This is a genomic window from Arthrobacter sp. SAFR-044 (assembly GCF_051965175.1).
Taxonomy (GTDB): domain Bacteria; phylum Actinomycetota; class Actinomycetes; order Actinomycetales; family Micrococcaceae; genus Arthrobacter.
The window spans coordinates 438,650-461,382 of the sequence record NZ_JBQCMK010000002.1 but is presented as its reverse complement, the minus strand read 5'-3'; the positions used below and the strand labels follow the sequence as shown (position 1 = coordinate 461,382).

At 66.8% G+C, this 22,733-nt stretch carries 20 protein-coding genes; 13 read left to right on the top strand and 7 right to left on the bottom strand.

The genetic code is table 11. The features are described from left to right. Window positions 1-294 precede the first annotated feature (294 nt). Window positions 295-2,022 (top strand): 2-succinyl-5-enolpyruvyl-6-hydroxy-3-cyclohexene-1-carboxylic-acid synthase, encoded by a 1,728-nt coding sequence (gene menD / locus ACTHQS_RS04880; RefSeq protein ID WP_440166676.1) that lies wholly within the window; start codon window positions 295-297, stop codon window positions 2,020-2,022. Window positions 2,023-2,121: 99 nt separating this feature from the next. On the opposite strand, the gene ACTHQS_RS04875 is transcribed toward menD, so the two are convergent. The 4 genes from ACTHQS_RS04875 to ACTHQS_RS04860 all read right to left on the bottom strand — a co-directional run bounded on the left by ACTHQS_RS04875 (window position 2,122) and on the right by ACTHQS_RS04860 (window position 6,432). Then, window positions 2,122-2,898, bottom strand: a complete 777-nt coding sequence (locus ACTHQS_RS04875; RefSeq protein ID WP_440166560.1) for an amino acid ABC transporter ATP-binding protein — start codon at window positions 2,896-2,898, stop codon at window positions 2,122-2,124. Next, window positions 2,895-3,854, bottom strand: a complete 960-nt coding sequence (locus ACTHQS_RS04870) for an amino acid ABC transporter permease (RefSeq protein ID WP_440166558.1) — start codon at window positions 3,852-3,854, stop codon at window positions 2,895-2,897. Before ACTHQS_RS04870 ends, ACTHQS_RS04875 begins: the two co-directional genes overlap by 4 nt. Before the next feature lie 35 nt (window positions 3,855-3,889). After that, window positions 3,890-4,843, bottom strand: coding sequence for an ABC transporter substrate-binding protein (locus ACTHQS_RS04865; RefSeq protein ID WP_440166556.1), 954 nt, complete (start codon window positions 4,841-4,843; stop codon window positions 3,890-3,892). Between the two features lie 188 nt (window positions 4,844-5,031). After that, window positions 5,032-6,432, bottom strand: coding sequence for an isochorismate synthase (locus ACTHQS_RS04860; protein WP_440166554.1), 1,401 nt, complete (start codon window positions 6,430-6,432; stop codon window positions 5,032-5,034). A 112-nt stretch (window positions 6,433-6,544) separates the two neighbouring features. Between ACTHQS_RS04860 and ACTHQS_RS04855 the strand changes: the two genes are divergently transcribed. From ACTHQS_RS04855 to ACTHQS_RS04845, 3 genes are read left to right on the top strand one after another with little or no spacing between them, the layout of a single operon-like run. Continuing rightward, window positions 6,545-7,330, top strand: coding sequence for a demethylmenaquinone methyltransferase (locus ACTHQS_RS04855; protein WP_440166552.1), 786 nt, complete (start codon window positions 6,545-6,547; stop codon window positions 7,328-7,330). Window positions 7,331-7,333: 3 nt separating this feature from the next. Next, the gene (locus tag ACTHQS_RS04850; protein ID WP_440166550.1) at window positions 7,334-8,728 is read left to right on the top strand and encodes a geranylgeranyl reductase family protein; all 1,395 of its coding nucleotides are present in this window, start codon (window positions 7,334-7,336) and stop codon (window positions 8,726-8,728) included. Further along, window positions 8,725-9,825: a polyprenyl synthetase family protein gene (locus ACTHQS_RS04845; protein ID WP_440166548.1), complete on the top strand. Its 1,101-nt coding sequence runs from the start codon at window positions 8,725-8,727 to the stop codon at window positions 9,823-9,825. The genes ACTHQS_RS04850 and ACTHQS_RS04845 overlap by 4 nt, the downstream gene beginning before the upstream one ends. Window positions 9,826-10,888: 1,063 nt before the next feature. Here ACTHQS_RS04845 and ACTHQS_RS04840 read toward each other — a convergent pair. Both ACTHQS_RS04840 and ACTHQS_RS04835 read right to left on the bottom strand, forming a co-directional pair. Beyond that, window positions 10,889-11,320 (bottom strand): hypothetical protein, encoded by a 432-nt coding sequence (locus tag ACTHQS_RS04840; RefSeq protein WP_440166545.1) that lies wholly within the window; start codon window positions 11,318-11,320, stop codon window positions 10,889-10,891. 51 nt (window positions 11,321-11,371) lie between these two features. Continuing rightward, window positions 11,372-12,025, bottom strand: a complete 654-nt coding sequence (locus tag ACTHQS_RS04835; RefSeq protein WP_440166543.1) for a trimeric intracellular cation channel family protein — start codon at window positions 12,023-12,025, stop codon at window positions 11,372-11,374. Window positions 12,026-12,086: 61 nt separating this feature from the next. Here ACTHQS_RS04835 and ACTHQS_RS04830 point away from each other — a divergent pair, with 61 nt between their 5' ends. From ACTHQS_RS04830 to ACTHQS_RS04810, 5 genes are read left to right on the top strand one after another with little or no spacing between them, the layout of a single operon-like run. Beyond that, a complete protein-coding gene (locus ACTHQS_RS04830) occupies window positions 12,087-12,944 on the top strand; it encodes a sirohydrochlorin chelatase (protein WP_440166541.1) in 858 nt (285 codons plus the stop codon). 54 nt (window positions 12,945-12,998) lie between these two features. Further along, a complete protein-coding gene (locus ACTHQS_RS04825) occupies window positions 12,999-14,744 on the top strand; it encodes a nitrite/sulfite reductase (RefSeq protein WP_440166539.1) in 1,746 nt (581 codons plus the stop codon). Further along, window positions 14,744-15,472 (top strand): phosphoadenylyl-sulfate reductase, encoded by a 729-nt coding sequence (locus tag ACTHQS_RS04820; protein ID WP_440166536.1) that lies wholly within the window; start codon window positions 14,744-14,746, stop codon window positions 15,470-15,472. Before ACTHQS_RS04825 ends, ACTHQS_RS04820 begins: the two co-directional genes overlap by 1 nt. Next, window positions 15,469-16,413, top strand: a complete 945-nt coding sequence (gene cysD, locus ACTHQS_RS04815; RefSeq protein WP_018769004.1) for a sulfate adenylyltransferase subunit CysD — start codon at window positions 15,469-15,471, stop codon at window positions 16,411-16,413. The genes ACTHQS_RS04820 and cysD overlap by 4 nt, the downstream gene beginning before the upstream one ends. Further along, window positions 16,413-17,828: a sulfate adenylyltransferase subunit 1 gene (locus ACTHQS_RS04810; RefSeq protein ID WP_440166534.1), complete on the top strand. Its 1,416-nt coding sequence runs from the start codon at window positions 16,413-16,415 to the stop codon at window positions 17,826-17,828. The genes cysD and ACTHQS_RS04810 overlap by 1 nt, the downstream gene beginning before the upstream one ends. A gap of 91 nt (window positions 17,829-17,919) precedes the next feature. Here the strand turns inward: ACTHQS_RS04810 and ACTHQS_RS04805 are convergent, their stop codons facing one another. Beyond that, window positions 17,920-18,357, bottom strand: a complete 438-nt coding sequence (locus tag ACTHQS_RS04805; RefSeq protein WP_440166532.1) for an SRPBCC family protein — start codon at window positions 18,355-18,357, stop codon at window positions 17,920-17,922. Window positions 18,358-18,432: 75 nt separating this feature from the next. Here ACTHQS_RS04805 and ACTHQS_RS04800 point away from each other — a divergent pair, with 75 nt between their 5' ends. From ACTHQS_RS04800 to ACTHQS_RS04785, 4 genes are all read left to right on the top strand, one after another. Beyond that, window positions 18,433-19,599 carry an RtcB family protein gene (locus ACTHQS_RS04800; RefSeq protein WP_440166530.1) on the top strand — a complete coding sequence of 389 codons (1,167 nt, stop codon included), beginning with the start codon at window positions 18,433-18,435 and terminating at the stop codon, window positions 19,597-19,599. Between the two features lie 130 nt (window positions 19,600-19,729). After that, on the top strand, window positions 19,730-20,857 hold the full coding sequence (locus tag ACTHQS_RS04795; RefSeq protein WP_440166673.1) for an ABC transporter substrate-binding protein: 1,128 nt from the start codon (window positions 19,730-19,732) through the stop codon (window positions 20,855-20,857). A 27-nt stretch (window positions 20,858-20,884) separates the two neighbouring features. Further along, window positions 20,885-21,610 (top strand): ABC transporter ATP-binding protein, encoded by a 726-nt coding sequence (locus ACTHQS_RS04790; RefSeq protein ID WP_159631168.1) that lies wholly within the window; start codon window positions 20,885-20,887, stop codon window positions 21,608-21,610. After that, window positions 21,600-22,538 carry an ABC transporter permease gene (locus ACTHQS_RS04785; RefSeq protein WP_440166528.1) on the top strand — a complete coding sequence of 313 codons (939 nt, stop codon included), beginning with the start codon at window positions 21,600-21,602 and terminating at the stop codon, window positions 22,536-22,538. Before ACTHQS_RS04790 ends, ACTHQS_RS04785 begins: the two co-directional genes overlap by 11 nt. The last annotated feature ends 195 nt before the right edge of the window (window positions 22,539-22,733 follow it).

Here is a 22,733-nt window from a genome sequence, read left to right as displayed (position 1 = left end):
TTGCGCTCTCTCCCGACGCCCCATCACGTTCCGCCCGCTATCCGGCGACGCCCCATCACCTTTAGCCCCCTTCTCGGGAACGCCCCATCACTTCCCGGGGCCGCCGGGGCAGGAGGTGATGGGGCGTGTGGTGGGTTGGGGCGGGAGGTGATGGGGCGTGTGGTGGATTGGGGCGGGAGGTGATGGGGCGTCGGAGGGTGGCAAACTGGGTTGGTGACTTCGCTGAACGAACCGACTCCGGACACCCCCGCTGCCGACACCCCCGAGGCCGAACCGGAGACGCATACTCCTGAACTGGACACCCCTGAATCGGAGACGCCTGCTCCTGAGTTAAGCGCCCTCGCTGCCGCCCGAATCGCCGTCGAGGTCCTGCTCGACGGCGGCGTGCGGCACGTGGTGGTATCGCCGGGTTCGCGGTCGGCCCCCATGGCATACGCCCTCGCCGAGGCCTCGGCGGCAGGCCGGGTGGACCTGCTGGTCCGGATCGATGAGCGCGCGGCAGGCTTCACCGCGCTGGGCCTTGCCCTGTCCAGCGGCTCGCCCGCAGCCGTCCTCACCACGTCCGGGACCGCTGTCGGAAACCTGATGCCCGCGGTGATGGAAGCCAACCATGCCGCCGTCCCGCTGATCGTCCTGTCCGCGGACCGGCCCGAAGAGCTGCGCGGGACTGGTGCGAACCAGACCACGGTGCAGCCGGACCTCTTTGGCGAGCACGTCCGGTTCGCCGCCGATGTTCCCGCCGGCACCAACCCCGAGCGGGCCCTCCGGACCGGACTCTCCGCAGCCACCGGCGCGTTCCCGGACCTTCCGCCGGGCCCGGTCCAGCTCAACCTCGCGTTCCGCGACCCGCTGGTGCCCGCTCCTGAGGATCGACTGCCCGACGCCGTGGAGCGGCAGCGCTACCGGGTGGGAGCCGAGCCGCTGGTCATGAACCTGCCGCCGGCCCCGGAGACCCTGCCGGAGCGGCGCACGGTGGTGTTGGCAGGGCACGACGCCGGTCCGGTGGCCGAAGCATTCGCCCGCGCCCACAACCTGCCGCTGCTCGCTGAACCATCCTCCAACTCCCGCTTCGGCCCCAACGCCGTGGGCCCCTACCGGCTGCTGCTGGAGCACTTCAGGACCGGTTCGGCGCAGCCTATCGAGCGCGTAGTGCTGTTCGGCCGGCCCACGCTGTCCCGTCCGGTGGCCGCGCTGCTGGCAAGCGCCGACGTGGAATCCGCCCTGTACCAGCCCGTCCCGGTGGCCTGGTACGAACCCGGACGCCGCACCGAGCTGCCGCTGGAAAACCTGGCGGACCTCGCCGGGTTCGCCGGCCGCGGCAGCTCCACCTGGTTGGACTCGTGGCTGCTCGCCGGGTCCGCGGCACAGCATGCGCTGGACCAGGTGCTGTCCACAGAGCCGCCCGCCACGGGTCCTTCGGTTGCTTCCCAGGTCTGGAAGCACTCGCGCGGCCAGCTGCTGCTCGGCTCCTCCAACGGCATCCGCGACGTTGACCTCGCTGGACTTCCCGCCCACGATCCAGCCGCCATCGTCTACGCCAACCGGGGCCTGGCCGGCATCGACGGCACCATTTCCACCGCCACCGGCATCGCCTTGGGCGGCCGGCAGCAGACCACCGTCCTGCTGGGCGACGTGACCTTCCTGCACGACGCGGGCGGCCTCCTCCTCGGCGCCGGCGAAGAACAACCGGACCTGCGGATTGTGGTCCTGAATGACGCCGGCGGTGCCATCTTCAGCCTGCTCGAGCACGGGGGTGTGGAGGAATGCGGCCGCTACGGAGGCGCCGTCGAACGCCTCTTTGGCACCCCGCACTCCGTGGACATTGCGGCACTCGCCGCAGCGTACGGCGTCGGACATTCCCTGGTCAGTACGACGGCGGGACTCGCCGAAGCGCTAAGCCAGCCTGTGCAGGGGCGCAGCATCGTGGAGGTCCGGACGGACCGCCGGTCGCTGCGGCAGCTCCACACCCGGATCAAGGAAGCAGTGTCTGCCGCGGTCGAGGGCGTCCTCTCCGGCCAGTAGCATCGACGCACAGAATCCCCCCGGGACGCGGAAATGCCCTGCCGCTACCGATATACCGGTAGCGACAGGGCATTTGCGTGTCGAAAGTGTGGAACCGCGTCAGAGCACGCGGCCCAGGAACTCCTTGGTGCGCGCATGCTGCGGGTTGGCGATGATCTCGCGCGGGTCGCCCGATTCCACCACCACGCCGCCGTCCATGAAGGTCAGCGTGTCACCCACTTCGCGGGCGAAGCCGATCTCGTGGGTCACCACGATCATGGTCATGCCCGACTTGGCCAGGTCCTTCATCACGTTCAGGACATCGCCCACCAGCTCCGGGTCCAGGGCTGAGGTGGGCTCGTCGAAGAGCATGAGCTCCGGGTCCATGGCCAGGGCCCGCGCGATGGCAACGCGCTGCTGCTGGCCGCCGGACAGCTGGGAGGGGTAGTGGCCGGCGCGGTCGCCGAGCCCCACCCGGTCCAGCAGCTCCAGCGCCCGCTTCTGGGCGGCAGCCTTGGACTGGCCCTTCACATGCACCGGCGCTTCCATGACGTTCTGGAGCGCGGTCTTGTGCGGGAACAGGTTGAACCGCTGGAACACCATGCCGATCTCGCGGCGCTGGGCGGCGATCTCTTTGGTCTTGAGGTCATGGAGCCTGCCGTTGACCTCGCGGTAGCCAATCAGCTGGCCGCCCACGGAGATCCGGCCGGCGCTGATGCTCTCAAGGAGGTTGACGCAGCGCAGCATGGTGGACTTGCCGGACCCGGAAGGCCCGATCACCACTGACACCTCGCCCTGGTTCACGGTCATGTCGATGCCCCGCAGGACATGGTGCTGACCGTAGTACTTGTGGAGGCCCTCGATCTTGACCAGCGGCTTCTCTGCTGTGACGGTCATCGTGCACTCTCCTCGGGGAAGTCCGTCTTCATTGACCGCTGGGCATCAGCGCCGGCACCGGCCGCTTTGGCGGCAGCCGGGTTGACGGCTGCCGGGGCGAGGTTGTCCACGCCCTTGCCGTAGTAGGCCTCGATGAAGTGCTGGCCAACCATGAGGATGCTGGTGATCACCAGGTACCAGATTGCGGCCACAATCAGCAGCGGAACCGGCAGGTAGGTCCGGTTGGCCAGGGCGTTCGTGGCGAACGTGAGATCCAGCGTGAACGGAACGGCGAGGACCAGCGAGGTGGTCTTCAGCATGCCGATCGTTTCGTTGCCGGTGGGCGGAACGATCACGCGCATGGCCTGCGGCAGGATGATGCGCCACATGATCTTGCCCTTGGACATGCCCAGCGCTTCGGCAGCTTCCTGCTGGCCCCGGTCCACGGACTTGAGGCCGGCCCGGAAGATCTCCGCCAGGTAGGCGGACTCGTTCAGGCCCAGGCCGAGGATCGCGGCAACGGTCGCATTGACCACGCTCGCCGTATCCAGGCTGAAGAGTTCGGGCCCAAACGGAACACCGGCGCTGATCTTGGGGTACAGAACTGCGATCAGGCCCCAAAACACCAGCTGGGTGTAGACAGGGGTGCCGCGGAAGAACCACACCCAGACCCAGCTGGACCACCGGAAGATCGGGTTGTCGGACTGCCGCATGAACGCCAGCAGAATGGCCAGGACGATCGCCAGCACCATTGACGCAACCGTCAGCAGGAGGGTCCAGCCCACGCCCTGGACCACTTTCACGTCCAGGATGTAGGTGCCGACAATGTCCCACCGGAAGTTGGGGTTGGTAACCAGGCTCTGCAGGAACACCGCAACGAACGCGAGAATGATGACGGCGCTGATCCACCGGCCGGGGTGGCGCACCGGCACTGACTTGTTCAGTACCGGTGCGTCCCGGTGTTGATGGTGTTCCATGTGCACGCCTGACTTGTCGTCGGTAACGCGAAAACTCAAGACTTGACCGCCGGGTTGACCTCGGACTTGGTGATGGCGCCCTCAGAGTTGCCCCAGCCGTCCAGGATCTTCTTGTAGGAGCCGTCTGCCATCAGCTTGGTGACGGTCTTCTGGATGACCTCTGCCCAGGCGGTGTCGGCCTTGGCCACAGCGATGCCCTGCGGAGCGGAATCGTAGACGTCGCCCAGCTTCTCCAGCTGGCCGTTGGTCTGGGTCAGGGCGTAGCCGATGATGGGGGAGTCGGCGGCCATGGCGTCGATGCTGCCGTTCACCAGGCGGGTGGTGACATCCGTCTGGTTCTTCAGGGTGACGATATCGATGGGCTTCTTGCCGTCAGCAACACACTTCTTGTTGCGGTCGGCCAGGTCCGGGTCCTCCTGGACGGTGCCGGTCTGCACGCCGATGGACTTGCCGCACACGTCGTCCAGGGAGAACTTGTTGGGGTTGCCCTTCTTCACGGCCCAGGCGGTGCCTGCGTTGAAGTAGCTGACCATGTTCACTGCGCCCAGTCGTTCCGGGTTGATGGTGAACGAGGAGATGCCCAGGTCGTACTTGGGGCCGAGGGCCGGGAGGATGCCGGTGAACTCTGCGGTCTGGACCTGGACCTTGAGGCCCAGGGTGGCGCCGATGGCCTTGGCAATGTCCACGTCGTAGCCGACAGGTGTCTGGCCGTCGGCACCGAGGAATTCGGCCGGCGCGTAGCTGGTGTCGGAGCCAACCGTGATGGTGCCCTTGGACTTGATGGCGTCCGGGACCATGGCGGCCAGGGCGTCGTCCTTCTTAACGGTGGTGGGATCAAAGCTGGCGCTGGCGCTGCCCGAGGAGGTGGCCGCGCTGGAGGGACCCGTTTCCGAGGCGTTGGTGCATGCTGAGAGGGCCAGGGCGCTGATGGCGATCATGGTGGCAGCGGTCAGCTTGGAAGTGCCCAGGAGGGTACGGGGAGTCTGCATTTCTTACCTTTTGTTGCAGGGGCTATGAGGTACTAACGCGGCTTATAGTGTAACGCTCAACAAGAGAGGTACGTCACACGCAACTAAGTTTCACTATTGGATAACTGTATGGGTGACAAAATCAAGCCTTCCAGAGCAGCACTCGTCTGTCATCCCAGACTCCTTACCCACGTGGGGCGGGAAGAACGTCAGCTGCTGATGCCCAGGGACTCCAGCATCGGCCGGAACTTGGCCCAGGTTTCGGCGAGTTCAGCCTCTGGCTGCGAACCGTCAACGATGCCGCAGCCGGCATACAGCCGCACGGTTTCGGGGGACTCGATGACGGCGCCGCGCAGGGCGATGCCCCACTCGCCGTTTCCGGCTGCGTCCAGCCAACCAACTGGACCCGCGTACGGCCCGCGGTCCAGGTGTTCCAGTTTGCGGATCAGTTCACCGGCCACAAGGGTTGGTGTTCCGCAGACGGCGGCGGTGGGGTGCAGCGCGTTGATCAGGGCCAGGCAGGTGGGCACGTGGCCTTCCACCTCGGTGAGCTCGGCCTTGACATCGGAGGCCAGGTGCCAGACGTTGGGCAGCTCCAGGATGAAGGGTTCGTCATGGGCATTCATCGCCTCGGAGAACGGCGCCAGCTGTGTGGTCAGCGACTGGATAGCGATCTCATGCTCATGCCGTTGCTTTTCCGAGCCAGCCAGGACGCGTGTGGCGTAGTCCATCGGCGGCCCGTCCTCGCCGTGCGCGTCGCGGCGGTCCAGGGTGCCGGCCAGCACGCGGGCCTGGGCAGTGCGTCCCTCCACCTGGATCAGCATCTCGGGCGTGGCGCCCACCAGCCCGTCCACGCCGTAGGTCCAGCATTCCCGGTACCGCGCGGCGAGCTCCCGCAACACGTCCGCGGCATGTACGCCGGAAGGAATAGTTGCCACTACATCCCTTGCCAGCACGAGCTTTTCCAGGGCGCCGGTGCGGATTTCGGCAACGCCGGCGGCGACGGCGTCCATCCAGGCTTCCTCGCTGAGGGAGCCGGTGTGCAGCGTTGCGCCGGCTGCCAGGGGGAGGGGGCGGACGACGGCGCCGCCTCCTGTGCCGGGTACGGCACGTACGGAATCGTCCCCGGCGGAGTCCGCTGCCGCCGTCGTGCTTTCCACGGCGGGGGCACCGGCGGAACCGCGGTCCAGCCAGCGGTCCAGCGCCGCGAGGGCCGTCTCTTCGGTGAGTGGGCCCCCGTCGAACGTCAACTGGGTGAGCCAGGCCTGGTTGTCCCGCACGCCCACCACGATCTCGGGCACGATCAGCCGTGACTCGTGGATCGACGTCTTGGAGAAAGCAAAGGAGCCGAAGGCCACGGGGCCGGTGCCGGGCAGTTCCACGGAGTCGGTGACCTCGGCCTCCAGGACCAAGTGCCGCCACCAGATATCGGCCTCAAGGAACCGGTCCGGCCCCGTGGAGGTGAAGCGCGCGATCTCGCCGAAACCGGCCAGTCCGGCCTCCCGGCGGGTCCAGCAGAGGACATCGTCCCGGACCAGAAACGCAGGAAGCCCCCCGGTGAATTCTTTTCCATCCAGGGGGACCGTCAGGGTGCGGAACGTGCTCGTCATGATGAGACAACACTACTCCCGCGTACGCCGGCGGCTTTTCGGGGCCCGCCCCCTCCGGAGGAGCCCGGCATGGCTGGTCAGGACCGTCAGGAACATTTGAGACAATGTCATGGTGAACCGAGCATCCTTGGATAAGCGTCCGGACGAAGTAGCCACGATGTTTGACGACGTCGCACCGAAATACGACGTCGTCAACGATGTCCTGTCCATGGGGCAGACCCGCCGGTGGCGGAAGATCGTGGTGGACGCCATGGAAGTCTCCAAGGGCCAGCGGGTCCTGGATCTCGCGGCCGGAACGGGTACCTCCAGCGAACCGTATGCCGATGCCGGCATAGATGTGGTGGCCTGCGATTTCTCCCTGGGCATGCTCAAGGTGGGCAAGCGCCGCCGCCCGGACATTAACTTCGTCGCCGGGGACGCCACCAACCTGCCGTTCGCGGACAACACTTTTGATGCCACCACCATCTCCTTCGGCCTGCGCAACGTGAACGAGCCCAAGAAGGCGCTGCAGGAGATGCTCCGCGTCACCAAGCCCGGCGGCCGCCTGGTCATCGCCGAGTTCTCGCAGCCGGTGGTTCCGCTGTGGCGCACCATGTACACGGAATACCTGATGCGCGCCCTGCCGGCCATCGCCGTCAAGGTCGCCTCCAACCCGGATGCCTACGTCTACCTCGCCGAATCCATCCGTGCCTGGCCGGACCAGGACCACCTGGCCGCATGGCTGCAGGAGAGCGGCTGGGAGAAGGTCACCTACCGCAACCTCACCGGCGGCATCGTGGCAGTACACCGCGCCTTCAAGGCGGCCGATTCCTCGGCTGGCCGTCTGGATGGAACTGCTGCCGCCATCGCCGCGCACAAGGGCCCGGTGGCCAAGCTGCGCCGCAACACCGTCCGCTGACCTGTGAAGGTACTGATTGTCGGCGCGGGTCCGGCCGGATCCACCGCCGCGTACTACCTCGCCAAGGCCGGGATCGACGTCACGGTCCTGGAGAAGACGTCCTTTCCGCGCGAAAAGGTCTGCGGCGACGGCCTGACCCCGCGCGCCGTCCGGGAAATCCAGAAGCTCGGCCTGCCGCATCCTGAGAACGACGGCTGGCGGCGGAACAAGGGCCTGCGCCTGATCGCCGGCGGCCGCACCATCGAGCTGCCCTGGCCCGAGGTGTCCGACTTCCCGCAATACGGGCTGATCCGCACGCGCCTGGGCTTCGACGAGGAGCTGGCCCGGCACGCCCAGTCGGCAGGTGCAACCATACTTGAGCGGCACAGCGTGACGGATGCCATCCGCAACGACGCCGGCCGGGTCACGGGAGTCCGCGCAGCGCTCCTTGACGAGTCCGGACGTAAGACGGGGGAGACTCGCGAGTTTAGTGCCGACGTCGTCCTCGCTGCTGACGGCAACTCCACCCGCACCGCCGTGTCCCTCGGGATCCAGAAGCGTGACGACCGTCCGCTCGGCGTCGCCGTCCGGACCTATTTCACCTCCCCGCGCACCGACGATGACTGGATGGAAGGCTGGCTGGAGCTCCGTTCGCCGGCTCCCCACGCCTCGCAAGCTCGGCGCGGGACCCGCGCCGGCTCTCTGGGCCGCGACGACAAGCTGCTGCCGGGCTACGGCTGGGTGTTCGGCGTGGGCGACGGTACCTCCAACGTGGGCCTGGGCATCCTGAACTCCTCCAAGGAATTCGGCAAGCTCGACTACAAGCAGGTCCTGCGCGAATGGACCGCCGGCATGCCCGCAGACTGGGGCTTCACGCCGGAGAACCAGGTGGGGGAGATCCGCGGCGCCGCGCTGCCCATGGGCTTCAACCGCACCCCGCACTACTCGCCCGGCCTGCTGCTCCTGGGCGACGCCGGCGGCACGGTCTCGCCCTTCAACGGCGAGGGCATCTCCTACGCCATGGAGTCGGCACGGTTCGCGGCTGAGTTCATCATCGACGCCTCCTCGCGCTCTTTGGCGGCAGGGGGAACGTACGACGCCGACGCGCACCTTTCGCGGTACGCGGACTATGTGCGGAACCAGTGGGGATCACACTTCACGCTTGGGCGGGCATTTGCCGCGCTGATCGGGAAGCCGGCCGTCATGAAGCTCGCACTGCGCACCGGAATGCCCATCCCGTTGCTGATGCGGTTCGTGGTCCGGCTCCTTGCCAACCTCACCGACCCCGCCGCGAAGGGCTTCGAGGACCGGGTGATCCGCGTCCTGGAATCACTGGTTCCGGCCACGAGTAATACATCCACCGTCCCGCCAGCTTCGAACCAGCGGTATCCGCAACAAAAAGTTAGGGTTAACCCGTGACCAACTCCGCAGACCACAGCTGGACGCATGCCGGGCACGGCCTGCCGGACTCCGAACCCAGCCTCAACACCACCGCCATCGCCACGGGCCTCCAGTTGCCTGCGGGCTTCGCGGCCATCGCGGGGGATGCCGAGCTGGGCCCGGCCATCACCAACAACCTGGCCAAGGTGGAGAAGAAGCTCCGCGAAGCCATTGCCAACTCGGATCCCCTGGCTGACGCAACGTCGCGCCACCTGGTGGAAGCCGGCGGCAAGCGGATCCGCCCGCTGCTGACCCTGCTCTGTGCCCACCTCGGTGACGCGTCCCTGCCCGCTGTGGTGCAGGCCGCCGTCGTGGTTGAACTGACGCACCTGGCAACCCTGTACCACGATGACGTCATGGACTCCGCGCCCTTCCGCCGCGGCGCCCCCACGGCCCACGAGGTGTGGGGCAACTCCGTGGCTGTCCTGACCGGCGACCTGATCTTTGCCCGCGCCTCCATCCTGGTGTCGGAGCTGGGCGGCCGCGCGCTGGGCATCCAGGCCCGTACCTTTGAACGGCTGTGCCTGGGCCAACTGCACGAGACCGTGGGACCGAGGCCGGATGAGGACCCTATCGAGCACTACCTGTCCGTCATTGCGGACAAGACCGGCTCCCTTGTTGCTGCCTCCGGCCAGTTCGGTGCCATCTTCTCCGGGGCTGATGAGGCGTACGAAGACGTCCTGGTGGAATACGGCGAGAAGGTGGGTGTGGCCTTCCAGCTGGCCGACGACGTCATCGATGTCACCGGGGTCAAGGTCAAGTCCGGCAAGTCCCCGGGAACCGACCTGCGCGAAGGGGTACCCACCCTGCCGGTGCTGCTCCTGCGCAAGGCTGCTGCTGGTGGCGACCAGTCCGCCGTCGACCTCCTGAAACTGATTGACGGCGACCTGTCCTCCGACGAAGCGTTGGCGGCCGCCGTTGCAGGACTGCGCGAGCACCCCGTCACCGCCGAATCCTGGGTGGTTGCGCGCCAGTGGGCCAAGGAAGCCATTGACGCCCTCGCTCCGCTGCCCGAGGGCGTGGTCAAGGAATCGCTGTCCAACTTCGCGCTGGCCGTGGTGGACCGCGCCAGCTGACCACACGTTTCTTAGGAGCCCGGTTCCCCTGGTTGTCCAGGTGGGGCCGGGCTTCTTCTTTCCATCGATTGCTCCGTACTTGTCGTTTTGACGCGCTAAAACGACAAGTACGGAGCAATCGATGGATGGGGCGTTAACGGGACAGCCCCGGTCCGCATCAGCCGAAGCTGCTGTGAACCGGGGCTGTCTCTCCGTTCGCATCAGACCCGCCGGAGGCGTTTAGCGGATCCGTGAATAGCTTATGACAGGTTTGTCACAGTGCGCAAGTCCTCTGTAACTGCATGTGTCAAAGAATTTTCTGCGAGCTCCGACGGCCTGCGTGGAACCGTCCTCGCTCAATTGCGCGATTTACAGCTGGACAGGTAGGTCCGAACCCCTTCGGTACGCGGGGCCGGGACTCTGCCCAGCCTAAAAATCACGCAATGGTGCTCTGACGGCCGGCGGGCGGCTCACGTGTTTGTCCGCCGCGCCCATCTACCAGCTGTGGACTCTCAACGACCCAATTGGCCTGCACTTAAGCCGGAGCCACCCCACCCGTACGCCCGGAGTCGTCGACCACGGCCGGCCCAAGTACCCGAGGCATCCCTGGCTGCCCGTGCTGGGGCTCGCTGACGTGCTTATTCATGCGTTGCACTGTCTGCCGGAGCTGGAGGCGCTGGTGATGGTGCAGTCGGCTGTGGGCGCCGGTGACATCTCTCTCTCGATTTCCTCTACGCGCGCTGCCATGGGCGCCGCAATGGGCGTGTCAGGTCGGTTCTGGACCTGGTGATTCCGCGCGCGGACTCAGTGCTGGAGGTACTCGCAAATGTCCATTTTGCGCGGGCCGGATTACGGGTTCGGCGGCATGTCTACATTTGCCGGAGTTGGAGAGGTGGGCCCGAGGCCATGGTCGCGGAGGTCCAGGCGGTGCTGCGGGTGTGGCGGAGGCCAACGAACAGCGGGCCTGGCGACCTGTTTGCGTGATTTATGGTGTGTTAACCGACGAGTGCCCCTGCAAACGCAGGGGCACTCGCCAAAATCCGGTCCATAAGTGACGCATTCACGTCAACGGAGAAGGGAGCCCTTACTCTTCCTCTTCGTCGTCCTCGAAGGCCCACTCGAACATGTCGAAGACGAACTCGGAGAAGGTGCCTTCCTCGGACTTCCACTGGCCGCGGGCATTATTGCGGCGGTATACGATAGGGTCCGGAACGCTGAGGTCGCCTACGCGAAAGCCCCAGGTGAACGCTTCCTCTTCGTCCTCGAGGAACATGAGGAAGCCTTCGTCATCGACCTCAAGCTCCTCGGGGTCCCAGAAGTAGTGGTAGGCCTCCATCAAATCTTCGCAGCCACCCAGTGCAAGGTAGAACTCGCGCAGGACCAGGGGGATCTCGAACTGGTGCTCCGCGAGGGCTTTGTCCAGTTCCTCGGGGGTCAGGCCGTCTGCTTCCTGCCATTCATCCTCGAGATACTTCGGAACAAGCGCGCGGAACTTCTCGAGGAACATGTCAGTCATGCTCATATCCTAGCTAATCGCGGCGCTCCCAAAATGACATCGAAACCAACGTCACAGCCCCGAATCGCTGGCCCTCCGGTGCCACCCGCGGACGGCGAGCGGCGCCTGCCAGGAGCGCCGCCAGGCCAGGACACGGAACGTGAAAACCAGTGCCGCAATGCCGGCTGCGGTCAGCACATTGAACACGCCGAGGACCCACAGCACGGCTGTCAGCGAGGAACCCACGAATGCCGGCAGAGCGTAGATATCCTTCGGGTTGAACAGCTCGGGTACCTCATTGGCCGTGATGTCGCGGAGCAGGCCGCCGCCCACCGCCGTCGTCACCCCCAGCAGCACGGATGCCACCGGGTTCAGGTCGGTGGCGAGGGCCTTGAGCGTGCCGGTCATGCAGAACAGGGCCAGACCGGCGGCGTCGAAAAGGATCAGCAGCGAGGTGTAGCGCTGCACGCTGGAGAACAGGAAGAACACCAGCACCGTGGCCAGCAGCGGCGGGGCCAGGTATGCCGGGTTGGTGAACGCCGCGGGGACAAGGGCGAGGATGATGTCCCGGATGACGCCGCCGCCGAGCCCCACCAGGGAGGCGAGCAACAGTGATCCCACAATGTCGATCTGCTTCCGCGCCGCCAGCAGCGATCCCGAGACGGCAAAGAAGAACACGCCGAGCAGATCCAGCCACACCGGGGAGTTGTCAAAGGCGAATGTCATGGGGCGTCCCCGGTATTTCAAAGAGGGCGGACAGGGCGGCTCCAACGTTACGCTAGCCCCTATGAACAGCCCCATCATGATTGCCTGTGCCCATGGGACGTCCAACACACAGGGGGCCGCGGAGGTCAATGCCCTGCGCGCCGCCATTGCTGAACTGCGGCCGGGCCTTGATGTCCGGGAAGCCTATGTGGACGTCCAGCAGCCGGACCTGGTGGATGTGGTGGCGGGCCTGCCTGAGGGGGAGGCCGCCGTGGTGGTTCCCTTGCTGCTGAGCGTCGGCTACCACGTCAAGGTGGACATCGCCCGGGCCGTGAAGAGCCGTCCGGGCAGTGCGGCCGCCGCGCCGCTGGGCCCCGACCCGCGGCTGGCCAAACTGCTGGACCAGCGGCTGCGCGAGGCCGGCGTGACGGACAACGATGTGATCGTCCTGGCCGCGGCGGGCTCCTCCAACCCCAACGCCGCCGTCAGCGTCGAGGAACTGCTGGGCCAGCTGCGCGAGTTGCGGTCCAACCGGATGGTGGCCGCCTATGGTGCCTCGGCCAAACCGTCAGTGCCCGACGCCGTCGCGATGCTTCGTGAGGAACTGGAAGGAGGTGCCGGGGCGGGGGAGTCCGCAGGGGCTGTGGACGTCGGCGGCCGCGTGGTGATTGCCTCCTACCTCCTGGCACCGGGGTTCTTCCACGACCAGCTGGCCAAGGCGGGGGCCGACGTCGTGACCGAACCCCTGCTGCCGTCCCCGGTGCTCGCGGAAATCGCGCTGGACAGGTACGACGCCGCCGTCGCAAAGATGAACGAAGCGCCCGCAGCAGCACCCCGGGAACCGGCTGCGGCGGCCCCCGCGGAAGCGCCAGCAAATGCACAGGAGGGTGGCTTCTTCAAGGCCGTCCGGCGTTTCGTGACGAAATATTTCCCTAGGTGACTTAGCGTTTCCGGGCCTTTGTGACGCGATTCGGGCGGGACCTACAGTCGATGCATGACTGATACAGCTCTAGCCGGAGCGTCTGCGGACTCCGCTGCCGCCAAGCGCCCCGCCCGCCCGTCACGACCCGCTGCGAAGCCGCACGGGCAGTGGAAAGTGGACGGCAAGACGCCCCTGAACGCCAACGAAACCTGGAAACAGGAAGACGACGGCCTTAACGTGCGCGAGCGTATCGAAACCATTTACGCCAAAGAGGGCTTCGACGCGATCCCCGGCCAGGACCTGCACGGCCGGTTCCGCTGGTGGGGCCTGTACACCCAGCGCAAGCCCGGGATCGACGGCGGCAAGACCGCAACCCTTGAGCCGCACGAGCTCGAGGACAAGTACTTCATGCTCCGCGTGCGCATCGACGGCGGCGCCCTCACTACCGAACAGCTGCGCGTCATCGGCCAGATCTCCGTGGACTTCGCCCGGGACTCCGCCGACCTCACCGACCGGCAGAACATCCAGCTGCACTGGATCCGCGTCGAAGACATTCCGGAAATCTGGAACCGCCTGGAAGGCGTTGGCCTGTCCACCACCGAGGCCTGCGGTGACGTTCCCCGCGTCATCCTGGGCTCCCCGGTGGCCGGCATTGCCAAGGACGAGATCATCGACCCCACCCCGCTCATCGAGGAGCTGGGGGAGCGGTTCATCGGCAACCCGCTGCTGTCCAACCTGCCGCGCAAATACAAGACCGCCATCACCGGCCACCCCAGCCAGGACGTGGTGCACGAGATCAACGACTGCGCCTTCGTGGGCATTGAGCACCCCGAACTGGGCGTGGGCTACGACCTGTGGGTGGGCGGCGCGCTGTCCACCAACCCGATGCTCGGCAAGCGGCTGGGCGCCTTCGTCCAGCCGGACCAGGCAGCGGACGTATGGCTGGGCGTCACCAGCATCTTCCGCGACTACGGCTACCGCCGCATGCGCACCAAGGCCCGCCTGAAGTTCCTGCTGGCCGACTGGGGTCCGGAGAAGTTCCGCCAGATCCTCGAGGACGAATACCTGGGCTACAGGCTGGCCGACGGTCCCGCCGCGCCGAAGCCGACCACCCCGGGCGACCACATTGGCGTGCACGAGCAGAAGGACGGCAAGTTCTTCATCGGCGCCACCCCGCTGGCCGGCCGCCTCTCCGGCTCCGGTCTGGTCAAGCTCGCGGACACGCTCGAGGCCCGCGGCTCCTACCGGCTGCGCACCACCCCGCACCAGAAGCTCGTGGTCCTGGACGTCGAGAAGGACCACGTGGAGCCCCTGGTGGCCGAGCTGGATGCCCTGGGCCTGTCCGCCCGCCCGTCCGTGTTCCGCCGCGGCACCATCGCCTGCACCGGCATCGAGTACTGCAAGCTGGCCATCGTGGAGACCAAGCACACCGCCGCAACCGCCGTGGCCGAGCTGGAACGCCGCCTGGCCGACCTCGCCGGCTCGGGCCAGCTGCCGCAGGCACTGTCGCTGCACATCAACGGCTGCCCCAACTCCTGCGCCCGCATCCAGACGGCGGACATCGGCCTGAAGGGCATGATGCTGCCAACGCCCGACGGCGACCCCTCCCCGGGTTTCCAGGTCCACCTGGGCGGCGGGCTGGCTTCCAACGACCGCGAGGAAGCAGGGCTGGGACGCACCGTCCGCGGCCTGAAGGTGTACGTGGACGACCTGCCCGACTACGTGGAGCGCGTTGTCCGCCGCTTCGTCGCCGACCGCGCCGAAGGCCAAACCTTCGCCGAATGGGCCCACGCAGCAGACGAGGAGGCACTCCAGTAATGGCGAAACACCTGGCACCCGCACCCGCCAAGCGCCCCGTGGAGGAGCTCAAGGCCCTGGCCGAAGCCGGCGCTGCCGAACTCGGCTGGGACGCCCCCGCCCGCGACGTGATCGCCTGGGTGGAGCGCAACTTCGAACTGCCCGCCGTCGCCGTCGCCTGCTCCATGGCCGACGCCGTCCTGCCCGCCCTCGTGGCAGACCAGATGCCCGGCGTCGACGTCCTTTTCCTGGAGACCGGCTACCACTTCCCGGAAACCTACGCCACGCGCGATGAGGTGGCCGCGAACCTCCGCGTCAACGTGGTGGACGTGCTCCCCGAGAACACGGTGGAGCAGCAGGACCGGCTGCTGGGCAAGGACCTCTTCGCCCGTGACGCCGCCCAGTGCTGCGCCCTCCGCAAGGTGGCCCCGCTGCAGCGCACCCTGGCCGGCTACGAACTTTGGTTCACCGGCGTCCGCCGCGACGAAGCCCCCACCCGGACCAACACGCCGCTGGTCTCGTGGGACGAGAAGAACGGCCTGGTCAAGGTCAATCCCATGGCCGCCTGGACGTTCGACCAGCTGGTCCAGTACTCCGACGACAACCTCCTGCCCGTCAACCCGCTGCTTTCCCAGGGCTACCCCTCCATCGGCTGCCAGCCCTGCACCCGCAAAGTGGCACCCGGCGAGGATCCCCGCGCCGGCCGCTGGGCAGGATCCGACAAGACAGAATGCGGGCTACACGTATGAGCACTTCACTTACCGAGGAGACCCAGGTGACTGACGCCGCCGTATCCACGCGCCTGTCCAGCCTGGACACCCTCGAGTCCGAGGCCATCCACATCATCCGCGAGGTTGTTGCCGAGTTCGAGAAGCCTGCGCTGCTGTTCTCCGGCGGCAAGGACTCCGTGGTGATGCTGCACCTGGCCACCAAGGCGTTCTGGCCGGGCAAGGTTCCGTTCCCCGTGCTGCACGTGGATACCGGCCACAACTTCCCCGAAGTCATCGACTTCCGCGACCGCACGGTGGAGCGGCTGGGCCTGAAGCTGGTGGTGGGCTCCGTGCAGGAGTTCATCGACCGCGGCGAACTGGCCGAGCGTGCCGACGGCACCCGCAACCCCCTGCAGACCGTCCCGCTGCTGGACGCCATCCAGCAGAACAAGTTCGACGCCGTGTTCGGCGGCGGCCGCCGCGACGAAGACAAGGCCCGCGCCAAGGAGCGCATCCTGAGCCTGCGGGACGAGTTCGGCCAGTGGGACCCGCGCAACCAGCGCCCCGAGCTCTGGAACCTGTACAACGGCCGCCACACCGTGGGCCAGCACGTCCGTGCGTTCCCCATCAGCAACTGGACCGAGCTGGACATCTGGCGCTACATCGAGCGTGAGAACATCGAGCTGCCCGGCCTGTACTACGCCCACGAGCGCGAGGTCTTCGCCCGTGACGGCATGTGGCGCGCGGTGGGTGAAGTGTCCCAGCCCCGCGACGGCGAAGAGGTCATCACCAAGACCGTCCGCTACCGCACCGTTGGGGACATGTCCTGCACCGGCGCCGTCGAATCCAACGCCTACACCGTGTCCGACGTCGTGGTGGAAGTCGCCGCGTCCACCCTCACCGAACGTGGCGCCACCCGTGCAGATGACCGCATCTCCGAGGCCGCCATGGAAGACCGCAAGAAGGACGGGTACTTCTAATGACCACCGCAACTGTTTTGTCCGGCTCCGCCGGTGGCCTGGAAACAGCCCTGCCCACCACGCTCTTCCGGTTCGCCACGGCAGGGTCGGTCGACGACGGCAAGTCCACTTTGGTGGGCCGCCTCCTCCACGATTCCAAGGCCATCCTGGCTGACCAGCTCGACGCCGTCGCCCGCACGTCTGCCGACCGCGGCTTCGGTGGCGAGAAGGGCGGCATCGACCTGGCCCTGCTGACCGACGGCCTGCGCGCCGAACGCGAACAGGGCATCACCATCGACGTGGCCTACCGCTACTTCGCCACCGACCAGCGCAGCTTCATCCTGGCCGACTGCCCCGGGCACGTGCAGTACACCAAGAACACGGTGACCGGCGCCTCCACTGCGGATGCCGTCGTCGTCCTCATCGACGCCCGCAAGGGTGTCCTGGAGCAGACCCGCCGGCACCTGTCCGTGCTGCAGCTGCTGCGCGTTGCGCATGTGATCGTGGCCGTGAACAAGATCGACCTGGTGGACTTCAGCGAATCCGTGTTCCGCGGTATCGAGGCTGACGTGCAGCAGGTGGGCCGCGAACTGGGCCTAGGATCCGACGGAATCAGCGACCTGCTGGTCATCCCCGTTTCCGCGCTCGACGGCGACAACGTGGTGGAGCGCTCGGAGCGCACCCCCTGGTACACGGGTCCCGCGCTGCTGGAGGTCCTCGAAACCCTGCCCGCTGCGGACGAACTCGAGAGCCACCTGGAAAGCTTCCGCTTCCCGGTGCAGCTGGTCGTCCGGCCCCAGGGAGCCCTGGCTCCCGACGCCGTGGCCGCCGGCCTGAACGTGGAGGCCTACCGCGACTACCGCGCGTATGCAGGCCAGATCACCGAAGGGTCCGTGAAGGTAGGGGACCAGGTGTCCGTGCTCACGCCGGGCCAGTCGCCGAGGACCACCGCCGTGGTGGGCATCGACTTCGCCGGGAAGTCCCTGGAGGAAGCTGCCGCCCCCCAGTCGGTAGCCATTCGCTTGGCCGACGAGTTCGACGTGGCCCGCGGTGACACCATTGCCGCTGCCGGCACTGTCCGCGAAGCCTCCGCCGACCTCTACGCGGCCCTGTGCTGGCTGTCCCCGAAGCCGCTCCGCGAGGGCCAGAAGGTGCTGGTCAAGCACGGCACCCGCACCGTGCAGGCGATGGTCCGCAGCGTCTCCGGCAAGCTGGACCTGGCCACCTTCAAGCTCGAGGGCGCGTCCAGCCTGGAGCTCAACGACATCGGGCACGCGCAGCTCCGCCTTGCCGCCCCGCTGCCGCTGGAGAACTACCTGCACCACCGCCGCACGGGCGCGTTCCTGGTGATCGATCCGCTGGACGGCAATACGCTGGCCGCGGGCCTGGTCAAGGACCACCCCGGCGACCACGAGGACGAGCGGTACTCGATCTAGTCGTCGCCCAAATCGCCGGAATGCTGCGGGTTCGCCGGATCACTACGGCTATCCCGCAGCAGTCCGGCGATTTCGCGTTAAGAAGAGGCTGCTATCGCCGGCCCTCAAGGATCGATTTCAGCCGCTGCAGGTCCTTCCGGTTCTCGCGGCGCATCACCGGTTCCATGACCAGTCCGGCCAGCCGCGAGAAACCCGAGGGGCTCCCGCTGTTGCCGAGCGTCATCCGGGTCCCGCCGCCGTCGTCCGTCCAGGTGTAGGTGGTTTGCATGGGAAACGGGCCCTGGTCGGTGCGCATCACCAGCTTTTCGCCCGGGACGTACTCCACGAACTCGTACGTGTAGTTGAGCTCGCGGCCCAGGAACTTCGCCGTGAAGGCCACCTTGGAACCCGGGCGGAGGGGGCCGCCGTCCAGCCGCTGGGATTTGTGGATGTTGACGTACCACCGGGGCGCATTCTCCGGGTCCGCCGCAAAGCCGGCCACCTCGGCGCACGGCCTGTCGATGTGGATGTCCGTCTGGACGCTGACCATTGCTGCATCTCCTTTCGAAGCCCGGGTTAGCCTAGGACTTACCCTAGCCCTGGTGATCGAAGCAGGAGGCGGCACGTGGAAACCATCAGCCCGAAGCTGCTCAACTGGGCGTCCATCCTGGATGACAAGACCCGCGAGCAGGCGGTCATGACGGCCGGACTGCCGTTCATCTACCCGCACCTGGCACTGATGCCGGACGCGCATCTGGGCAAGGGGGCCACAGTGGGCTCCGTCATCCCCACGCTGCGCGCCATCATTCCGGCAGCGGTGGGCGTCGACATCGGCTGCGGCATGATTGCGGTGCGCACCCAGTACTCCGTGCAGGACCTGCCGAAAGACCGGAAGAGCCTGCGGGAGGACATCGAGCGGGTCATCCCGCTGTCCGCCGGGCACAACAACAAGCAGGTCCTGCCCACCGCGGAGCCGCGGATCGCCGAGCTGAAGCAGCGGGCGGCGAAGGCCGGCTTCAACCCGGCCCAGTATGTTGCCAAGTGGGAGCTGCAGCTGGGGTCCCTGGGCTCGGGGAACCATTTCATCGAAATCTCCGCGGATGAGGGCGACGGCGTGTGGCTCTTCCTGCATTCGGGCTCGCGGGGCATCGGCAACAGGATTGCCCAGCACCACATCGGAGTGGCCCAACATGTGAGCCGGAAGAACCAGGTCTACCTGCCGGACCCGGACCTGGCATACCTGGACGAAGGGACGCCCCAGTTCGAGCGGTACATTGCCGAGCTGCGGTGGGCCCAGCACTTCGCGCTGCTGAACCGGGAGGAAATGATGGACCGGGTGGCTGCCCAGTTCAGCCGCTGGGTGGGCGGGCCGGTCCGGGAGCTCGAACGGATCAACTGCCACCACAACTTCACCCAGCAGGAGACGCACTACGGCAAGCCGGTCTGGGTGTCCCGCAAGGGAGCCATCAAAGCCGCCCCCGGCGATCCCGGACTGATCCCCGGATCTATGGGGACGGCGTCGTACGTTGTGGAAGGCCGTGGCAACGCTGCGTCCCTGAACTCCTCCCCGCACGGGGCCGGGCGTGAGTACTCGCGCAACGCCGCCCGGAAAACCTTCACGCTGGAGGAGCTGAAGCGGGCCATGCGCGGGATCGAGTTCCGGGCGTCGGAGGCCTTCATCGATGAAATCCCGGCCGCGTACAAGCCGATCGACCAGGTCATGCAGGACGCCGCGGACCTGGTCACGGTGCGGCACAAGCTGCGGCAGTTGGTCAACGTCAAAGGCAACTGAATCTGCCAAACCGGGCGGCCGTGCGGCGAAATGTGACGCCGGATGAACGTGCGTGACCCCCCGTTTCCGCTTCATTGAACGGGTTTGGGCCACTCCCTATGGTGAAACAATGACTAGTTCCAAGCCCGGGATGACCCGCATCGTGGCAGGCGAAAGCGCGGTCCCTACGCGCAGGCGCGCCTTCGAGGCTGCCCTGGCCATAGGGCTGGTCCTGCTGATCGCCGTCGGGGCCATTGTTGCCTCGAACATCTCCCGCAACACCGAGGCACAGGCCGCCGAACCCACCCCGGCCGCGGAACTGAAACTCGGCTACTTCGGCAACGTCACGCACGCCCCGGCCCTGGTGGGCATCAGCAAGGGGTTCCTGGCGGAGGCGCTGGGCGGCACAAAGCTCAGCTCCGAGACCTTCAATGCGGGACCGGCAGCGATTGAGGCGCTCAACGCAGGTGCCATCGACGCCGCCTACATTGGTCCCAACCCGGCCATCAACTCGTTCGCCAAGAGCCAGGGCCAGTCCGTGCGCGTGATTGCCGGAGCCGCGGCAGGCGGGGCGCAGCTGGTGGTCAAGCCCGGCATCACCTCCGCCGCGGACCTGCGGGGCAAGACCCTGGCAACGCCGCAGCTGGGCGGGACCCAGGACGTTGCCCTGCGCGCGTGGCTCACCAAACAGGGCTACAGAACCAACGTTGACGGCAGCGGCGACGTCGCCATCAACCCCACGGACAACGCCCAAACCCTCAAGCTGTTCCAGGACGGAAAGCTCGACGGCGCGTGGCTGCCTGAGCCGTGGGCGTCACGCCTGGTGCTCCAGGCCGGAGCCAAGGTGCTGGTGGACGAAAAGGACCTGTGGGACGGAAGCGGCACCGGCAAGCCCGGCGAGTTCCCCACCACCGTGCTGATCGTGAACCAGAAGTTTGCTGCCGACCACCCGGACACGGTCAGGGCGCTGCTGGCCGGGCATGCCAAGTCGGTCGCGTGGCTCAACTCGGCACCCTCTGACGAGAAAGCCAAACTGGTCAATGAAGCCCTGCAGGAATCCGCCGGGGCCGCACTACCGGCTGATGTGCTGAACCGTTCCCTTGCCAACATCACCTTCACCCTCGACCCGCTGGCCGGCAGCTATCCCAAGCTGCTGCAGGACGGTGTGGACGCCGGCACCACCAAAAAAGCCGACATCAACGGCCTCTTCGACCTCACCGCGCTCAACCAGGTCACCGGCGCCGGCAAGATTTCGGCAGCCGGCCTCGGCCGGGACTGACCCCCACCACTACATAAGGACGCCACCATGCCAGTCGTACTGGAACACCTGGGCAAGCGCTTCGGCGACGGCGCCCCGGTACTGGACGACGTCAACGCCAACATCAAGCAGGGCGAGTTCGTTGCCCTCCTTGGTGCCTCCGGCTGCGGCAAATCCACCCTCCTGAACATCATCGCGGGACTGGAAGCGCCGACGTCGGGCGCCCTGGAAGTACCCAGCGACGGCGCCGCCTTCATGTTCCAGGACGCGGCACTGTTCCCGTGGCTCACCGCCCGGGAGAACATCGAGCTGGCCCTGAAACTGCGTGGCGTGGGCAAGGCCGAACGCCGCACCAAGGCCCAGGAACTCCTCGAACTGGTGCACCTGGGGTCCGCCGGGGACAAGCGCCCGCACGAACTGTCCGGCGGCATGCGGCAGCGCGTATCCCTGGCCCGCTCCCTGGCCCAGGACCGGCAGCTGCTGCTCATGGATGAACCCTTTGCCGCCCTCGACGCCATCACCCGTGACTTGCTGCACGACGAGCTGGAACGCATCTGGAAGGAAACCGGGCGGACCATCGTCTTCGTGACCCACAATGTCCGCGAGGCCGTCCGGCTGGGCCAGCGCGTCCTGCTGCTGTCCTCCCGCCCCGGACGCGTGGTCCAGGAATGGGACGTCACCGAGGAACACCGAACCGACGCCGGGCTCGCCGGCCAGCTGACCGGGGTCATCACCGCCCGGCTGCGGGAGGAGATTCGCCGCCATGCCAAGTAACCCGACGCCGCTCGCCGAGGTGACCGAAACCCGCGAGCACGTGCATGCCGCCTTGACGCGGACGTCCACGGGCAATGAGGACCTCCGGGAGCTTGAGTCCGGCCTGGACTCGCTGCAGTCCGACGCCGACCGCAAGCACCGCGTCGACTGGAGCCGGATCCTCCTGCCAGTGGCCGCGCTGGTGGTCCTGGTGCTCGTCTGGCAGTTTTACGTCTCGCTCGGTGTGAAGCGGCGCGACCTGGTTCCGGGCCCGCTGGACGTGCTGGGCCAGATGGGAGTCCTCTGGAATGAGGGTAAACTCCAGGAATCCGTCTGGACATCACTGCAGCGTGGGCTGGTGGGCTTCCTGATTTCGGTGGCCATTGCCACTCCCGTGGGCCTGCTGCTGGCCCAGGTGGCACCGCTGCGCCGCGCCTTTGGACCCCTGATTTCCGGACTTCAGGTCCTGCCGTCCGTGGCCTGGGTTCCCGCCGCCATCATCTGGTTCGGCCTCACCGACGCCACCGTCTATTTCGTGGTGTTCATGGGAGCCATTCCGTCCATCATCAACGGACTGATCTCCGGCGTGGACCAGATTCCGCCGCAGTACCGCCGAGTGGGGACCGTCCTGGGTGCGTCCCGGCTGCAGATGGCCTTGCAGGTGATTCTTCCTGCCGCATTGCCCGGCTACCTCAGCGGCCTCAAACAGGGCTGGGCCTTCTCCTGGCGTTCCCTGATGGCGGCGGAAATCATTGCCGTGGGCGGCACGATCGGCTTCGGCCTGGGCTCGCTGCTGGACCAGGGCCGGGACCTGTCCGACATGACCATCGTCATGGCCGCCATCCTGCTGATCCTCGGCGTCGGCATCCTCATTGAGCTGCTGGTCTTCGGGCCCATCGAGAAGCGGCTCCTGCGCCGCCGCGGCCTCCTGGCCGGCAGCACCCGCTGACCCGGCCCCCCCTCCAAAGGCACCCAAGAGCCCGACTGCGACCTCCCGCCGTCGGGCTTTGCCGTTCCCTGACGCGTTTGCGTCACTTTTAGCCCCGCCAGGGCCCTGGCCCCCTGATTTTGCAGGGCGCGCCCGGCCAGAAGGCCCTGAAAGTCCCGCAAATGCGTCACGCCCGCTGCACGGCAGATTCTTTGT

Bases quoted from the DNA above. Each gene is read 5' to 3' on its own strand.
- ACTHQS_RS04870 (WP_440166558.1), bottom strand. From the start codon at position 3,854: ATGGAACACCATCAACACCGGGACGCACCGGTACTGAACAAGTCAGTG.
- ACTHQS_RS04810 (WP_440166534.1), top strand. From the start codon at position 16,413: ATGACCACCGCAACTGTTTTGTCCGGCTCCGCCGGTGGCCTGGAAACA.
- ACTHQS_RS04825 (WP_440166539.1), top strand. From the start codon at position 12,999: ATGACTGATACAGCTCTAGCCGGAGCGTCTGCGGACTCCGCTGCCGCC.
- ACTHQS_RS04865 (WP_440166556.1), bottom strand. From the start codon at position 4,843: ATGCAGACTCCCCGTACCCTCCTGGGCACTTCCAAGCTGACCGCTGCC.
- ACTHQS_RS04830 (WP_440166541.1), top strand. From the start codon at position 12,087: ATGAACAGCCCCATCATGATTGCCTGTGCCCATGGGACGTCCAACACA.
- ACTHQS_RS04835 (WP_440166543.1), bottom strand. From the start codon at position 12,025: ATGACATTCGCCTTTGACAACTCCCCGGTGTGGCTGGATCTGCTCGGC.
- ACTHQS_RS04790 (WP_159631168.1), top strand. From the start codon at position 20,885: ATGCCAGTCGTACTGGAACACCTGGGCAAGCGCTTCGGCGACGGCGCC.
- ACTHQS_RS04785 (WP_440166528.1), top strand. From the start codon at position 21,600: ATGCCAAGTAACCCGACGCCGCTCGCCGAGGTGACCGAAACCCGCGAG.
- ACTHQS_RS04875 (WP_440166560.1), bottom strand. From the start codon at position 2,898: ATGACCGTCACAGCAGAGAAGCCGCTGGTCAAGATCGAGGGCCTCCAC.
- ACTHQS_RS04820 (WP_440166536.1), top strand. From the start codon at position 14,744: ATGGCGAAACACCTGGCACCCGCACCCGCCAAGCGCCCCGTGGAGGAG.
- ACTHQS_RS04840 (WP_440166545.1), bottom strand. From the start codon at position 11,320: ATGACTGACATGTTCCTCGAGAAGTTCCGCGCGCTTGTTCCGAAGTAT.
- ACTHQS_RS04805 (WP_440166532.1), bottom strand. From the start codon at position 18,357: ATGGTCAGCGTCCAGACGGACATCCACATCGACAGGCCGTGCGCCGAG.
- ACTHQS_RS04860 (WP_440166554.1), bottom strand. From the start codon at position 6,432: ATGACGAGCACGTTCCGCACCCTGACGGTCCCCCTGGATGGAAAAGAA.
- ACTHQS_RS04795 (WP_440166673.1), top strand. From the start codon at position 19,730: ATGACCCGCATCGTGGCAGGCGAAAGCGCGGTCCCTACGCGCAGGCGC.
- cysD (WP_018769004.1), top strand. From the start codon at position 15,469: ATGAGCACTTCACTTACCGAGGAGACCCAGGTGACTGACGCCGCCGTA.